Below are 15,355 nucleotides of genomic sequence, written 5' to 3'. Positions count from 1 at the left end.
TCACGAGGAAGCGGTTTTTTATCGGTTAAGCTGTCTGATTACAGAACAGATTTAACAGTTGCTACAACATTCTCAACTGTAAAGCCGAAGTGTTTTAACAGCACGCCGCCTGGAGCAGACTCACCGAATGTGTCGATACCGACAACAGCACCTTCCAAACCAACATACTTACGCCAGAAGTCTGGGTGAGCAGCTTCAACAGCCACGCGTTTTACGCCTGGTGTCAGAACGCTGTCTTTGTAAGCTTGGTCTTGGCGGTCGAATACGTTGGTGGATGGCATGGAAACCACACGCACTTTAGTACCCGCTGCGTTCAACTCGGCAGCTGCTTGAATAGCCAGATCCAACTCGGAACCGTTAGCGATGATGATGACTTGTGCGCCAGCCACGTCAGAGAATACGTAGCCACCTTTACGGATCAAGTCGAAGTCTTTGCTGTCGTGCTTGATACCTGGCACAGCTTGACGGCTCAATACCAAGCTGGTTGGGCCTTCAGTACGCTCTACTGCAGCAACCCATGCAACGGTTGTTTCTGTAGAGTCAGCTGGACGCCATACATCCATACGAGGAATCAGACGCAAGCCAGAAGTGTTTTCAACTGGTTGGTGTGTAGGACCATCTTCACCTTGACCGATAGAGTCATGGGTCAATACGTAAACCACACGTTGATGCATCAACGCAGACATACGCATGCCGTTTTTCATGTAGTCAGAGAACATGTGGAAAGTACCGCCGTATGGCAACAAGCCACCGTGCAATGCCATACCGTTCATGATGGCAGCCATACCGAACTCACGTACACCGTAAGAGATGTAGTTGCCTGGCTCTTTGCCGCTCACGTGTTTGAACTCTTTAGCTGCTGTCAGGTTTGAACCTGTCAAGTCAGCTGAACCGCCCAGGAATTCTGGCAAGATTGGAGCCAAAGCAGTAATTGCTTTTTGTGAAGCTTGACGAGTAGCCAATTTCTCAGCTTTTTCGTTAGTTTCGGCAATGATTGCGTCAGTCAATGCTTTCCAGTTAGCTGGCAATTCACCTGCCATACGGCGTTTGAATTCTGCAGCTTCTGCTGGGAATGCTTTTTCGTAAGCAGCGAACTTGTCGTTCCATGCAGACTCACGTGCAGCACCTTTGGCTTTTTGATCCCAACCAGCGTATACGTCAGCAGGAATTACGAATGGCTCATGTGGCCAGCCGATTTCAGCACGGGTTGCAGCAACTTCTGCGTCGCCCAGTGCGGAACCGTGACAGTCGTGTGAACCGGATTTGTTTGGAGAACCTTTACCGATGATGGTTTTGCAGCAGATCAGTGATGGTTTGTCAGTTACTGATTTAGCTTCGTCAACGGCTTTTTGAATCGCAGCCTGGTCGTGACCATCTACTGAAACAACGTGCCAGCCGTATGCTTTGAAGCGGCCTGCAGTGTCGTCTGTGTACCAGCCTTCGATGTGGCCGTCGATAGAAATACCGTTGTCATCCCAGAAAGCAACCAGTTTGCCCAGGCCCCATGTACCAGCCAAAGCACAAGCTTCGTGAGAAACGCCTTCCATCATACAACCGTCGCCCAGGAACACGTATGTGTAGTGGTCAACGATGTCGTGGCCTGGCTTGTTGAACTGGCTAGCTAGCAACTTTTCAGCCATCGCGAAACCAACGCCGTTAGCGATACCTTGGCCCAATGGACCAGTAGTGGTTTCTACGCCTGGTGCGTAGCTAAACTCAGGGTGACCAGCACACTTGGAGTGCAATTGACGGAAAGTTTTGATGTCGTCGATAGATACATCGTAACCTGTCAGGTGCAGCAAGGAGTAAATCAGCATAGAGCCATGGCCGTTAGACAACACGAAGCGGTCACGGTTAGCCCATTGTGGGTTAGTTGGGTTGTGGCTGAGGTTGTGGTTCCACACTACTTCAGCAATTTCAGCCATGCCCATAGGTGCGCCTGGGTGACCGGAATTTGCTTTTTGTACAGCGTCCATGCTCAGAGCACGGATGGCGTTGCACAAGTCGACACGAGTTGCCATTGTTTTCTCCCTAGAGTGAAAGTGAGCGGTCTTACACAAAATGCTGCAAAACCTTGATTGAATTCTTTAAAAAGGCCAGAAAACCCGCCTTTTACGGAAAGGCTAGATTATTCACTAGAACCTGTTTTTCTTCAAGCGTTAATCACCTTTTTCTCATGATGGTTTTGCTATGACTGACCTATGAAAAAGGTCATTCTGCTGCCAGCAAGGGTAGCTTTCAGCGAGGGTTTCCCCTACCATGACAAAACATTGATAGCAAAGGAAGTAATGATGTCTGACGAACGAATTATCATGCGTGTAGGTGAAGCTCTGGTTGCTGGCGGCCCACCCGGAACCGCAGCGGAGCCGGAAGTGGCGATTGGCGAAATGAACGGGCCTATGGGCACGGCATTTGCCAACCTGCTCGGTGACCAGGTTAAAGGCCACACCCGTGTGCTGGCAATTATGAATACCGACATTATGGTGCGCCCGGCAACCCTGATGGTGAGCAAGGTGACGGTGAAAGACCCACGTTATACCAATATCTTGATGGGTACGGTGCAAGGCGCAATTGCCAACGGCGTGCTGGATGCGGTGCGTAGCGGTGATATCCCAAAAGAGAAAGCCAACGACCTGGGCATTATCGTCTCCGTGTGGCTAAGTCCGGCGATTCTGGAACAAGAGAAAATCGACCATAAAGCCCTGTTTGATATCCACCGCGAAGCGACTTTCAAGGCGATCCAGAAAGCCTTGCGTCATGAGCCTAGCATTGATTGGTTACTGGAAAACCAGGAGAAAATCGTGCATAAGTATTACCAGATGGGCTTAGATGGAAAGATCTAAAAGCATGGCAAAATATAAAAGCCTGCCAAGATTTAAATAATAAAAAAGGATGCCCAGGCATCCTTTTTTATTAAGCTAACTTTAGCGTTTTAACGCGGTGATCACCGCTTCAATCGCTTTGCAATTGCCACGCGCATCATCAAACGTCAGCAAAGGCGCTTTGCCATAAAGCACGCAATCACTAAAATGCTCAATCTCTAAATTAAAGTGGTTGGCTTTAGGCAACACGATGGTTTCTGATTTGCCACCGGCCTCCCAGCTAATCACCGGATCATCACCTGGGTACGCCCACATATTGTGGCACTTGATCCAACCTTTATCGCCTATGAGCTCATATTCAGCTTTGCGGCCACGTTCAAAGCTAACGTCAAAGTTGCCAAAACGCGCGCGACCTTGCGCATCCGGCCCGAAATCGAGCACGCCGCTGGCCACCACATCAGCACCATGTTCGTTCAGTTTGCCATACGCCACCACATGTTGCGGTTCGGCAGGCACATTGTCTTTGCCAAAACACCAGCGCAAAGCGTGTATCGCATAAGGCCCAATATCCCACATCGCTCCGCCACCGTTTGCCATATCACGGTTGATACGGTACATACGCGACGGCGCCATCAGGAATGAAAAACTGGCGCGACAGGACAATACATCTCCGATCAGGCCGGAGGCCACCAGCTCGGCCACTTTGGCATGCTGCGGATGAAAGCGGTACATAAAGCCTTCCATCACCGTCAGGCCTTTGGCTTTAGCCGCAGATTCAATGGTATCGATATCGGCCAGATTGGTGGTCATCGGTTTCTCAATCAGCACATGCTTGCCCGCCTGAATCGCCTTCAGCGCCCATTCAGCATGCTCCTCGTTGGCCATCGGGCAATACACGGCTTCAACATTACTGTCAGCCAGCAGGCTATCCATGTCGTCATAGCAAGCGACACCGCCGAGGTTGGGCGCATATTTATCCAGCGTCGCTTTGGCTGCCCCGGCGCGGCGGCTGGCAACCGCCACAAGTTGCGAGTTTGCGGCCTCAACAATGGCGGGCAGCAACCGCTCATTGACCCGCGCAGCCCCGAGAATGCCCCACTTAAGTTGTTTTTGCATGCTTGAACCCTTTCCAGGCGCTGATCGAAGACCGTCATTCTAACGCCAGTTTGTGAATACTGCTGCTTTTGTACATGCCGCTAAGCCGCCTGGTTCAGGCTTTCGGGGCCAAACACTTCGCGATGAATGTGCTGTGGTGGGACGCCCAGCGCCAGCAATGCCTGCCATTGTTCGATCATAAACGGCAGCGGGCCACACAGGTAATATTCAGCATTGAGTGCGGCATTGAATGGCCACTCGGCCAAACGCATGCGCCCGGCCTGTACCAAACGCTCGGTCGCAAAGCCTGGCTTGTCTTCAATATACAAGGCCAAATTCAGTGTTGGCAGTTGCTCGGTACTGGCAATCAGCTCATCTAGATGCGGTACATGCTGCAAGCTGCGGCCAGCATGTAAAAACCAGACATCGCGTGTGGATTGGTCACGCACCAGCGTCTTCAACATCGACAACATGGGCGTGATACCAACACCAGCCGAAATCAGCACCAACGGCTGCTTTGCCTTGAGGTCGGGCGTGAATTCACCATAAGGATGGCTGATCAGTAAGTGCCCACCCACTGCTGCCTGCTGATGTAGCCAGTTAGACACCGCACCCTGTGGCGTGTGTGTATCGCCTGCTTCACGTTTGACACTGATGCGGTAGCCATCATTTTGTTCGGCATCTGACAGGCTGTATTGGCGGATCTGACGCAAACCATCAGGCAAGGTAACAGCAACGCTGATATATTGCCCGGCCTTGAACGCGGGCAATGCCTGATCTTCGGCCACCAACTGAATCGACAGAATACCGTCTGCGGTTGGGTTAACCTCAGTGATATGCGCAGCTATCCATTGGTCTGCCGTATAGCCGGTGCTTTGATACAACCTGGCTTCGGCAGCGATAAACTCCCCAGCCAACAACCAGTAAGCCTCATCCCAAGCCGCGATCAACGGTGGCGTGGCGGCTTCACCCAACACCTCGGCAATCGCTCCCAGTAAATGACGCCCCACAATCGGGTAATGCGCTGGCTTGATGCCTACCGCAGCATGTTTGTGCACTATGCGGTCGATCACTGGCTGCAGCACATGGGCCTGGTCAATATTGGCCGCATAAGCAAATACCGCCGCGGCCAGCGATTGCTGCTGGCTACCATTGGCCTGGTTGCCCATATTGAACAAATGCTTCAACTCAGGATGCGCGTTAAACATATTGCTGTAAAACGTGGTGGTAATCGCCAAACCATGCGCTTGCAACACGGGCACACTGGCTTGGATATACGGACGGGCGGCACTGGATAACATAAACACTCCTTTAACTAGCATTTAAAATGAAACATTTAATGTAAAAAAATGGCCTTTTAAAAAAGACCGCTCACGCAAATCACTACAATCTATGCCGCATGGGCTTTGTGCATAAAAATAATTTTGTCCCTGGTATTGTTGTTGACGATATCCAGCAGGCGATGTTGATTCATATGGGTATAAAAAGACTCCAACCCTGTCTGCAAAGCATCTTTGAGCAGGCAATTACCATGAAACTGGCACACCGGCTTCTCGCAATTAATCAACTCAGTCGTATTCTCAAGCTCGCGCAAAATATTGCCTATGCGCAAATTGAGCGACTCAGGATTCAACTCCAACCCGCCATTGCGGCCACGTGTCGCCTTGATCCAGCCCAGTTTATTCAGGCGTGTAATCACTTTAATCAGGTGGTTACGCGGTAAATCAAACGTCGTAGCGATCTCGTCTATGGTCACCTGCTGACCAAAGCGTGACTGCGACAAATACATGAGTACGCGCAGGCCAATATCGGTAAATTTGTTGAGTTGCATGCCTGCATTCTAAATATGTTTCATTTACAATGCAACTTTAAATTGATATGCTGATATGCATTGCCAGTCTCCAAGGAGCATCAATGCAGCCGCTGATTCAAATTTCCCCGCCTAGCCGCAAGCGCCCCGCGCAAGGATTTGCGTTATGGAACCTCGGATTTCGGCCATTCTTCCTGCTGGCGGCAGGCTTTGCCGCCCTGTCTATGCTGGTTTGGATGGCGAACTATTTTCAGCTGTATGCCCAGCCATTGGCCACGATTTCCCCTTCGCAGTGGCATGCCCATGAAATGCTGTATGGCTTTGCTTTTGCCGTGATTGCCGGTTTTTTGCTGACGGCAGTTAAAAACTGGACCGGCATACAAACCCTGCATGGCCGCCCGCTGCTGGGTCTCGTTGCCTGCTGGGCCATTGCCCGCAGTGTGATGCTGGTCGCCCCCGGCCAGGTACTCTTGGCAGCAATATTCGATTTGCTCTTTAATGGATGGCTCATCGCCGCAGTCGCCCGTCCGATTATCAAGGTCAAACAATGGCGGCAACTTGGCGTGCTGTCGAAAATCATTTTTCTCACGGCAGGCAATGCCGCTTTTTATACCCAGGCACTAGGCTTGACCACCAATGGCGCACACGCTGCATTATGGATAGGCCTGCTGCTCAATGTCAGCCTGATTATGGTCATCAGCCGCCGCATCTTGCCGATGTTTATCGAGCGCGGCGTAAAAGAAGAAGTGGCCCTAAAAAACAGCGTCTGGATAGACCGATTGCTGATGGTGTGCCTGGCAGCCTTACTGATCAATATCTTGACCGTTAACGCCGAAATACTTAACGCAGTGTTAGGACTCACTATCAGTTTGAGTGCCGGGTTTAGATTATGGCGCTGGCACACGCCAGGTATCTGGCAAGTACCGTTGCTATGGAGTTTTTATTGTGGATTGTGGTTAATCAATCTGGGATTTCTACTTTATGCCACCAGCTTTTTCGCACACAGCATTTCCGTCATTCTTGCTATCCACTGCTGGGCCATTGGCGGCATCGGCGTGATTACATTGGCCATGATGGCACGCGTCTCATTAGGTCACACCGGCCGCAATATCCACACACCACCACGCAGCGTGGTCTGCGTATTTGGCCTGGTGATTTTCGCTACCCTGAGCCGGGTGCTCCTGCCCATCGTGCTGCCTGAGTTTTACCGCCTATCCGTGATGCTGGCGGCTGGTGGCTGGATCGCCGCATTCACGCTATTTACTATCGTCTATTGGCCGATACTCAGTCAACCACGTATCGATGGAACGCCCGGTTAAGACTTATTCTTTCCACTTAATCGAACAACCGATACTTGCGATCTGTTCCTGTGGCCCTTTCCCTGTTTCTGCCACCAGTCTCATGGCCTTGAACAGCTCGCGCGTACTTCCAGGCGCGGTCTCCTTGCGGCTTTCATCAAAGCGGCCACGATATTGCAGCTCGAAGTTTTTATTAAAGCCGAAGAAGTCAGGCGTACAGACCGCACCATAAGCTTGCGCCACAGTTTGCCGCTCATCCCACAAATAAGGGAAAGGAAACTGCATCTCGGTGGCAATTTTTTGCATGTTTTCAAAGCTATCTTCAGGATACTCGAAGTCATCGTTACTCGAAATAGCCACGGTATTGATGCCCAAGGTTTGCAACTCGCGTACATCAGCAATCAGCCGCGGCAGTATGGCTTTGACATACGGGCAATGATTGCAGATAAACATCACCAACAAGCCGTTTGAACCCATGCTATCGCTAATGCTGACCGCCTTTTTATCGGTGCTAAACAGATTAAACAGAGGGGCCTTCCAGCCAAAATCACATACGGGTGGGCTAATACTTGCCATCAGAATACTCCTGCCATTAAATTCTAAAACAATATGGTACGTGATTAAGGCGCCGAGGTGAATCTCGTGGACAGCGCGCCCGCATCGTCATGCGTACCACGCTAGCGCCATAAATAGTGGCATTTTGGTTACAATGCCAGTCATGAGTAATTTACGATTTCATAGCCCGACTGCATTGATTGTCGGCCAGCAAGCCCCGTTGAGTGAAAACGCCATGGCGCATGCAGTGAGGGTCATGCGGCTGAAAATGGGCGATACGCTGACACTGTTTTGCGGCGATGGTTTTGACTACCAGTGCGCGCTCACCAGCATAGAGAAAAAGTCCGCACAGGTTGAAGTGTTAAGCAGAAATGAAGTGAATAAGGAATCGCCACTCAATATTCGTTTGCTGCAAGGCATCTCCAGCGGTGACCGTATGGATTACACCATCCAGAAAGCGGTAGAGCTCGGCGTGACCGAGATTTACCCGCTTAGCACAGAGCGTTGCGTGACCAAACTCAGCGGCGACCGTGCCGAGAAACGCACTGAGCACTGGCAAGGTGTAGCCATCGCGGCATGCGAGCAAAGCGGGCGCGCTACTGTGCCGCTGGTGCATGCGCCTGTTACGCTAGCGCAATGGCTGGGCCAACATGCCACACCAGATTGCCTCAATCTATTACTCAATCCGGTAGGTGCCAAACGGCTGGCAGTTTTAAACAAACCTGAGCACGCCATTCATTTGCTGATTGGCCCTGAAGGTGGCTTGAGCCCGGCTGAAATTGAACTCGCCACGAAACATCACTTCCAGTCTATCGTCCTCGGCCCCAGAATTTTACGTACCGAAACCGCCGCGCTCACCGCCATCGCCAGCATGCAGTCACTGTGGGGCGATTTTTAATGTGGTTTTATTTGGGAGTTTTTACCACTGTCATCGCAATTATCATCCGCCTGCATCAGAAAACGTCCCTGCATTCAGCCTTGCAGGACCGGGATAAAAGCCTTATCCCGGTTCATGGAAAATACAAATACAACTGGTCCGATGCAACTGATAAAGCGCCAGCGACTGGTCGTCTCGAAATTCCCTGTTCATCCTCATTACAGTTTTCTGCCAGACTTGAAAGAGGCTTTGATAAGTGGGCAAAATTTACAGGATTATCTTATGAATGCCAGACTGGAGAAAAAAGCTTTGATGAGCGCATTTATCTGAGCTGCATTACCCAGGAAGATGCAGACCTGATTGGCCAACAACCAGAACTCTCACAAAAAATCATTCTTGCACTCCAAACAGATGCGAACAATATTTCATTTCATCCTGGCAGCGAATTAATTTGTGATGGGCAGCATCTTTTTTTGAAGCTCTCTTATCCCGCCAAGGATCGGCCTGCTAAAGACAATTTTATTGATGAGAAACTACCCGCTCTACAATCCCTGGCGAACGCATTAAGGCAGCAAAAAGAGTTAAACCCTCACTTCTGGAAAGTGCCTAACCAGCGCAACGCAGCCATTACCTTGGCCCTCAGTTCAGCACTGGCTGTAGTAGGAGGACTGGAATTTATCCGTTTCTTTGGTTTTCACGACAACGAATTACTCCACCCATGGGATTTGGCCCCTTATGCCATCATTACCGCCCTCATAGGTGCAATACTCATCATTATTTTTTGCCTGACTTCAATCACGGTTTCTGCCCGCCGACACCTGATACTCGCTGAAATATGTATGTTTGGTTTTCCTGGACTGGCCTTTGCGTGTTACGGCTGGATGTACGATGCCAATATTCGGCTTGACCACAGCCCCTACGAGACCCGTGTACTCCATGTAACAGATAAATATTCCGTGACACATCGCGTAAAGAATGGCAAATACCATACATATCATTTGGTTGTTAGCCCGAACCAACCACCCTTACCGGATAACCTCAGTATTTCAGGTCAATTTTATAATCACATAGAAAAAAATGATTCAGTAAAGGTCAGCATCAAAAGTGGTTTTTTGCATCAACCATGGCTTAAAAAAATCGAGAAAATGAATCCGCCTGCAATAGAAGGTGACTTTTAATGACTCTTTTTGACTCTTTAATCAGGTAGCATCGCCCCATGTTCCAAGTCATGTTACAAATGGCGCTATTGATCGCTGCCGGGATGCTCTGGCAACGCATGGCGCCTGACCATATGTCTGCGCTTGCGCACCGCCGCGCGCTGACCGACCTGGTGTTTTACATATTGCTACCTGCATTGGTGCTGGATATCTTATGGCAGGCGCCATTTGATGCCAGCACACTCAGCATTGCGCTCACCGCGCTCAGTCGCCTCACAGTGGCCGCCTTGTGCATGTGGCTGACGCTGCAACTGTTGCAGCGCGTCATGATTATTTCGCGTGCGCAACAAGGCGCATTGATGCTGGCGGCCACGTTTCCCAACGCGACTTATCTAGGGCTCCCCGTGACCAGCGAAGTACTTGGCGACTGGACGCATGAAATCGTACTTAAATTTGATCTGTTCGCCTGTACGCCGGTATTGCTGACGCTGGGCATGCTGATGGCGCAAACCTATGGCCAATCTGAACACAAATCGCACCCGATCAGGGAGTTAATGCGCGTACCTCCACTGTGGGCATTGCTGCTGGCGACAATATTGAACGTGAGTCATGTGCCGCAACCTATCATGATCGGCCATGCGCTGCACACGCTGGCAGGCGGCGTGGTGCCGCTGATGCTGATCGCCCTCGGCATGAGCATCCGCTGGGATACCTTTAAACTCAAACTGATTCCCTTATTGCTGCCCGTGTGCGTGATCGGTTTGCTGATTGCACCATTGGCGGCGCAATATACCGCCATCGCCCTGGGTCTGCATGGCGACCAGCTCACAGCCTGCATTCTGCTCGCCGCCATGCCTACCATGGTGTTTGGTATTGTCATTTGCGAACGCTACCGACTGGACGGCGCTCTGTACGCCGCAGCCGTGTTCATGAGCACCCTGCTCAGCATCGGCAGCCTGTCACTCTGGTTTGTCATCTTACAGCCATAAATTCAATATTATTTCGCGTATTCACACGTGAAATCACGCATTTCGTGTGAATTTTTATGATGCATGCTGTCATACGTCATATGACGAGTTGTCAGCAGCAGCGACTGTTTTTAAGATGCTACTAACCCGCCACCCTTTCGCTTTGTGTTATTTGGGATTATCAGACGATTATGCCGAAAACCACGACCAACCAATATATGGCGCAGCAGCCTGCGCCACCCGAGACGCTCACCCGCCTGCTCGCTGAAACCGGCGTGACCATTAATGGCAATGCGCCATGGGATATTCAGGTCTATGAAGAAAGTGTTTACCGCGACGTATTGACCAAAGGCACGCTTGGCCTTGGGCAGGCTTTTATCGAAGGCCGCTGGGACTGCAAACGCCTGGACGAATTCTTTCACCGCGTGATGCGTGCCGACATTGATGAAAAAATGGGCGGTATGGCCAAACTGACCTTGCTGGGCGAAGTGATCCGCCACACGCTATTTAACTTGCAGGCGCCTCACCGTGCCTACCAGGTGGCGCAACAACATTACGATATTGGCAATGATGTGTTTGAAGCCATGCTGGATAGCAGCATGAGCTACTCCTGTGCCTACTGGCAGCACGCCAACACCCTGGAAGAAGCGCAGTTCAACAAGCTGGACATGATCTGCCAAAAACTTGATTTGCAAGCTGGTGACCGTGTGCTCGAAATCGGTTGCGGCTGGGGCGGCCTGGCCAGACACATGGCCAAATACTATGGCGTACAAGTCGTGGGGATCACCGTCTCGGTCGAGCAACAAACCGTGGCCAAAGAACGTTGCGCCGGATTACCAGTGGATATCCAATTAAAGGATTACCGCGAACTGCACGGCCAATTCGACAAGATCGTATCCGTGGGCATGTTCGAACATGTCGGGCAAAAAAATTACGCCATGTATTTTGAAACGGCGCACCGACTGCTTAAGGATAACGGGCTGTTTTTACTGCACACCATAGGCAACCACAGAACCGCCTTACATACCGACGCCTGGATAGACCGCTATATTTTCCCCAATGGCAAAGTGCCTTCGGCCAGCGAAATCAGCCAGGCCATTGAACAGAAATTCCTGATCGAAGACTGGCATAATTTCGGACCCGATTATGACCGCACGCTGATGGCCTGGTGGGACAAATTCAATCGCGCCTGGCCGGAACTGCAATTTAAATATGATGAAAGTTTTTACCGGATGTGGAAATACTACCTGATGTGTTGCGCAGGCTATTTCCGCGCCCGGCAAGGGCAACTCTGGCAACTGGTATTGAGCAAACGGCAGAGCAACCGTATGTACCGCTCAATGCGCCCGGCGCCAGCAAGTTGATGTTGACGTAGTCTCTCTGTTCTTGACCTCATATGACGGCTGTTGCCGTCATTTTTTTGTGCATTGAATGCACGACCAATGCACACAAATAAAACCCCTACCCTCACCCCCATTTTATTTGCAATAAAAACCATTTTTAATTATTATTTTGCATAATCATTATGAATAAATAACAAATGCTTGGATCAAACATCAGAGATTTGCGTAAATCGCAAAATTTAACCTTGCAACAACTGGCTTCACGTATGGGCACAGACGCAAGTAATTTGTCACGCATTGAACGTGGCGAAATTGGTATTTCAGAAGTCCTGCTACGCGCAGCGGCTCAGGCATTGAACACCACACCTGGCCGCCTGTATGACGCCAACCTGACACCCGTCTCACTGACCAACACGCCACCGGCCATTCTTTCCAGTGCCAATAGCAAAGACTTTGTGCACTGGTTCCGTTCGGCGGCGCCGTATATCCACGCCTTTGGCGGCAGCACGTTTGTGATTGCCTTTGGTGGCGAAGTGGTCAGCGAGCAGCAATTTGTCGCACTCTCACATGACCTTAACCTGTTAGCCAGCCTGGAAGTGAGACTGGTGCTGGTGCATGGCGCCCGGCCACAAATTGAACAACGCCTCAAGCGAGACAACCTGACGCCAAAATTGCACAACGGCCTGCGCATTACTGACGATGCCGCCATGGAGGCAGTGAAAGAAGCCAATGGCGCCATCCGCGTCGAAATTGAAGCCTTACTCTCGATGGGCATTGCCAACTCGCCGATGGCGGGCAGTGATATCCGCGTCGCCAGTGGCAACTTTGTTACGGCAAAACCATTAGGCGTGCGCGATGGCGTAGATTTGCAACATACCGGAGAAGTACGCAAGATAGATGCTATTGGCATCCAGAAGCGGCTAGATGACGGCGAATTGGTGCTTTTATCCCCCATGGGCTACTCACCCACCGGCGAAACCTTCAACCTGACACTGGAAGATGTGGCGGTCAGCGCCGCCAGTGCGCTGGATGCCGAAAAACTGATTTTCCTGATGGACTCAGAAGGCGTGCATAACCTGCGTGGCGAACTGTTACGTGAAATGACTTCGGCCAAAGCCAAAAACCTGCTGCGCAATGTGCAGGAGAGCGATGTGCCTATTCATTACTCGGAAGACGTCAATTACTACCTGCCTGCCGCCGTGCGCGCCTGCGAGCATGGCGTGACCAGGACACACCTGATCTCGCGCCACATTGATGGCGCCATTATTCAGGAGCTGTTTACGCGACAAGGCATAGGCACCATGATTACCGAGCTGCCACTGGAAACCATGCGCCAGGCCAATATTGATGATGTCGGCGGCATCCTGATGCTGATTGAACCATTGGAAAACGAAGGTATCCTGGTGCGGCGCGGGCGCGAACGCATCGAGATGGAAATTAATTATTTCTACGTGATGGAACACGATAACCGCGTGATTGGTTGTGCGGCGCTGTATCCGTTTGCCCAGGAAAAAATGGTGGAATTTGCCTGCCTGGCGATAGACCCGACCTATCGTGGCGGTGGCCGTGGCGATAAATTGTTTAATTATTGCCAGGAACAAGCCAGCCAAAAAGGCTTTAAAAGGTTATTTTGCCTGACCACGCGCACTGAGCACTGGTTCCTGGAGCGCGGTTTTACCGAGCAAAATGTTGACCAATTACCGCACGAAAAACAAAAACTCTATAATTTTCAAAGAAAATCCAAAGTTTTCATCAAATCGTTATGAGTTTTTAGCTAAAATTCTGCCTGTACCCGATTGACTGCAATCGCCTGATGATTGAATGAAAGTTTGACCTATGCAAACCTCGACCTCCAGCCAAAAAGCACAAACCCTGTCTGAAGCGCTACCGTATATCAAACGCTTTTTTGATAAAACCATTGTCATTAAATACGGCGGCAATGCCATGACTGACGAGCGCCTGAAAGAGTGCTTCGCACAAGACGTGGTGTTACTCAAACTGGTCGGCATGAACCCGGTGGTGGTACATGGCGGCGGCCCGCAAATTAATGAAATGCTGGATAAACTGGGCAAAAAAGGCGAGTTCATCCAGGGCATGCGCGTGACTGATGAAGAAACCATGGACGTGGTGGAAATGGTACTCGGCGGCCAGGTGAACAAAGAGATCGTGAACCTGATTAACCGCCATGGCGGCAAGGCCGTGGGCCTGACCGGGCAGGATGGTAACTTTATCCATGCGCACAAGCTGCTGATGGAAGACCTCAAAGACCCGAGCAAGATGATTGATGTTGGCCAGGTTGGCGAAATTTCTGCCATAGACCCGAGTATTATCAACTTCCTCGATAGCGGCGACTTTATTCCTGTGGTGGCGCCGATTGGGGTTGGCCGTGATGGCGAAACCTACAACATCAACGCTGATGTGGTGGCGGGCAAACTGGCAGAAATACTCAATGCCGAAAAACTGATTTTGCTCACCAACACACCTGGTGTGCTGGATAAAAATGGTCAATTGCTGACCGGCCTGACGCCCAAACAAATTGACGACCTGGTAGAAGACGGCACCTTAAGTGGCGGCATGCTGCCAAAAATCAGCTCAGCGCTGGATGCTGCGCGCAGCGGCGTTAAATCGGTGCATATTATTGATGGCCGCGTAGAACACGCGTTATTACTGGAAGTGTTGACCGATGAAGGTGTCGGCACATTAATCAAAGCCAAGTAAGCGCCTACTTACGTACTAACAAATCAAGCATTGCAATATATGTCGCGCAGGGTGTGGATTTTTGATCTGGATGACACCCTGCACAATGCCTCTGCGCATATTTTCCCGGTCATGAATCAATCCATGACGCGTTACATCATGCAGACGCTGGATATGGAAGAAGCGGCCGCGCACCAGCTACGCCAGCATTACTGGCGCGTTTATGGCGCTACCCTCAAAGGCCTGATGCGCCATCATGGTGTCAATCCCCATCATTTCCTGTCCGCAACGCACGCCTTTTTGACTGACAACATGGTGCAAACCACCAAGCAATTACGTCAATTGATTCACCGCTTGCCAGGGCGCAAATGTGTTTTCACCAATGCGCCGCGCGTGTACGCCCTGCATGTGCTGGAAGTGCTGGGTATTGCCGATTGTTTTTCATTGGTATTCAGCGTCGAATCCAGCCGTTTCCATGCCAAACCCAGCGTCCGTGGTTTTCGCCTGTTATTGCGGCAACTGCAATGCCGTGCCGCAGACTGCACCCTGTTTGAAGACAGCCTGCCTGCCCTGATGACGGCTAAACGACTCGGCATGCGCACCGTATGGATCAGCCGTCGATTGCACAAACCAAACTTTGTGCAATATAGGTTGCCGCATGTGTTGGCACTCACTCACAGTGCATTGAAAAAAGCACCCTATGCATTCCCGTGCTGAGCGAATACAGTTAAAA

General features: G+C 50.8%; 14 protein-coding genes. 9 read left to right on the top strand and 5 right to left on the bottom strand.

The genetic code is table 11. The annotated features are described in order from the left end of the window. Positions 1–38: 38 nt before the first annotated feature. On the bottom strand, positions 39–2,021 hold the full coding sequence (tkt, locus tag OH31_RS09890) for a transketolase (RefSeq protein WP_024930592.1): 1,983 nt from the start codon (positions 2,019–2,021) through the stop codon (positions 39–41). A 270-nt stretch (positions 2,022–2,291) separates the two neighbouring features. On the opposite strand from tkt, the gene fae reads away from it, so the two are divergent. Beyond that, positions 2,292–2,843 carry a formaldehyde-activating enzyme gene (gene fae / locus OH31_RS09885; protein WP_024930591.1) on the top strand — a complete coding sequence of 184 codons (552 nt, stop codon included), beginning with the start codon at positions 2,292–2,294 and terminating at the stop codon, positions 2,841–2,843. A gap of 81 nt (positions 2,844–2,924) precedes the next feature. Here the strand turns inward: fae and OH31_RS09880 are convergent, their stop codons facing one another. The 3 genes from OH31_RS09880 to OH31_RS09870 all read right to left on the bottom strand — a co-directional run bounded on the left by OH31_RS09880 (position 2,925) and on the right by OH31_RS09870 (position 5,748). Next, positions 2,925–3,938 (bottom strand): Gfo/Idh/MocA family protein, encoded by a 1,014-nt coding sequence (locus OH31_RS09880; protein ID WP_024930590.1) that lies wholly within the window; start codon positions 3,936–3,938, stop codon positions 2,925–2,927. A gap of 80 nt (positions 3,939–4,018) precedes the next feature. After that, the gene (locus OH31_RS09875; protein ID WP_024930589.1) at positions 4,019–5,218 is read right to left on the bottom strand and encodes a globin domain-containing protein; all 1,200 of its coding nucleotides are present in this window, start codon (positions 5,216–5,218) and stop codon (positions 4,019–4,021) included. Positions 5,219–5,307: 89 nt separating this feature from the next. Further along, on the bottom strand, positions 5,308–5,748 hold the full coding sequence (locus OH31_RS09870) for an Rrf2 family transcriptional regulator (protein WP_024930588.1): 441 nt from the start codon (positions 5,746–5,748) through the stop codon (positions 5,308–5,310). 83 nt (positions 5,749–5,831) lie between these two features. Here OH31_RS09870 and OH31_RS09865 point away from each other — a divergent pair, with 83 nt between their 5' ends. Continuing rightward, positions 5,832–7,046: an NnrS family protein gene (locus OH31_RS09865; RefSeq protein ID WP_024930587.1), complete on the top strand. Its 1,215-nt coding sequence runs from the start codon at positions 5,832–5,834 to the stop codon at positions 7,044–7,046. A gap of 3 nt (positions 7,047–7,049) precedes the next feature. On the opposite strand, the gene OH31_RS09860 is transcribed toward OH31_RS09865, so the two are convergent. Further along, entirely contained in the window at positions 7,050–7,601 is a 552-nt protein-coding gene (locus OH31_RS09860) for a thioredoxin family protein (RefSeq protein ID WP_024930586.1), read from the bottom strand. A 142-nt stretch (positions 7,602–7,743) separates the two neighbouring features. On the opposite strand from OH31_RS09860, the gene OH31_RS09855 reads away from it, so the two are divergent. The 7 genes from OH31_RS09855 (at position 7,744) to OH31_RS09825 (ending at position 15,339) form a co-directional block, all read left to right on the top strand. Further along, the gene (locus OH31_RS09855; RefSeq protein ID WP_024930585.1) at positions 7,744–8,478 is read left to right on the top strand and encodes a 16S rRNA (uracil(1498)-N(3))-methyltransferase; all 735 of its coding nucleotides are present in this window, start codon (positions 7,744–7,746) and stop codon (positions 8,476–8,478) included. Continuing rightward, positions 8,478–9,635, top strand: a complete 1,158-nt coding sequence (locus tag OH31_RS09850; protein ID WP_024930584.1) for a hypothetical protein — start codon at positions 8,478–8,480, stop codon at positions 9,633–9,635. The genes OH31_RS09855 and OH31_RS09850 overlap by 1 nt, the downstream gene beginning before the upstream one ends. A gap of 38 nt (positions 9,636–9,673) precedes the next feature. Continuing rightward, the gene (locus OH31_RS09845; RefSeq protein ID WP_024930583.1) at positions 9,674–10,603 is read left to right on the top strand and encodes an AEC family transporter; all 930 of its coding nucleotides are present in this window, start codon (positions 9,674–9,676) and stop codon (positions 10,601–10,603) included. A gap of 170 nt (positions 10,604–10,773) precedes the next feature. Further along, positions 10,774–11,946: a cyclopropane fatty acyl phospholipid synthase gene (gene cfa, locus OH31_RS09840; protein ID WP_024930582.1), complete on the top strand. Its 1,173-nt coding sequence runs from the start codon at positions 10,774–10,776 to the stop codon at positions 11,944–11,946. A 176-nt stretch (positions 11,947–12,122) separates the two neighbouring features. Continuing rightward, positions 12,123–13,691, top strand: a complete 1,569-nt coding sequence (gene argA, locus OH31_RS09835; protein WP_019883463.1) for an amino-acid N-acetyltransferase — start codon at positions 12,123–12,125, stop codon at positions 13,689–13,691. 70 nt (positions 13,692–13,761) lie between these two features. Beyond that, a complete protein-coding gene (argB, locus tag OH31_RS09830) occupies positions 13,762–14,643 on the top strand; it encodes an acetylglutamate kinase (protein WP_019883464.1) in 882 nt (293 codons plus the stop codon). A gap of 39 nt (positions 14,644–14,682) precedes the next feature. Continuing rightward, positions 14,683–15,339: a pyrimidine 5'-nucleotidase gene (locus OH31_RS09825; protein WP_024930581.1), complete on the top strand. Its 657-nt coding sequence runs from the start codon at positions 14,683–14,685 to the stop codon at positions 15,337–15,339. Positions 15,340–15,355: the final 16 nt, after the last annotated feature.

This window comes from Methylophilus sp. OH31 (assembly GCF_000576615.1).
In the GTDB taxonomy this organism is placed as follows: Bacteria; Pseudomonadota; Gammaproteobacteria; order Burkholderiales; family Methylophilaceae; genus Methylophilus.
The sequence above is the reverse complement of the archived record's forward strand: the minus strand, read 5'-3'. Positions and strand labels throughout refer to the sequence as shown.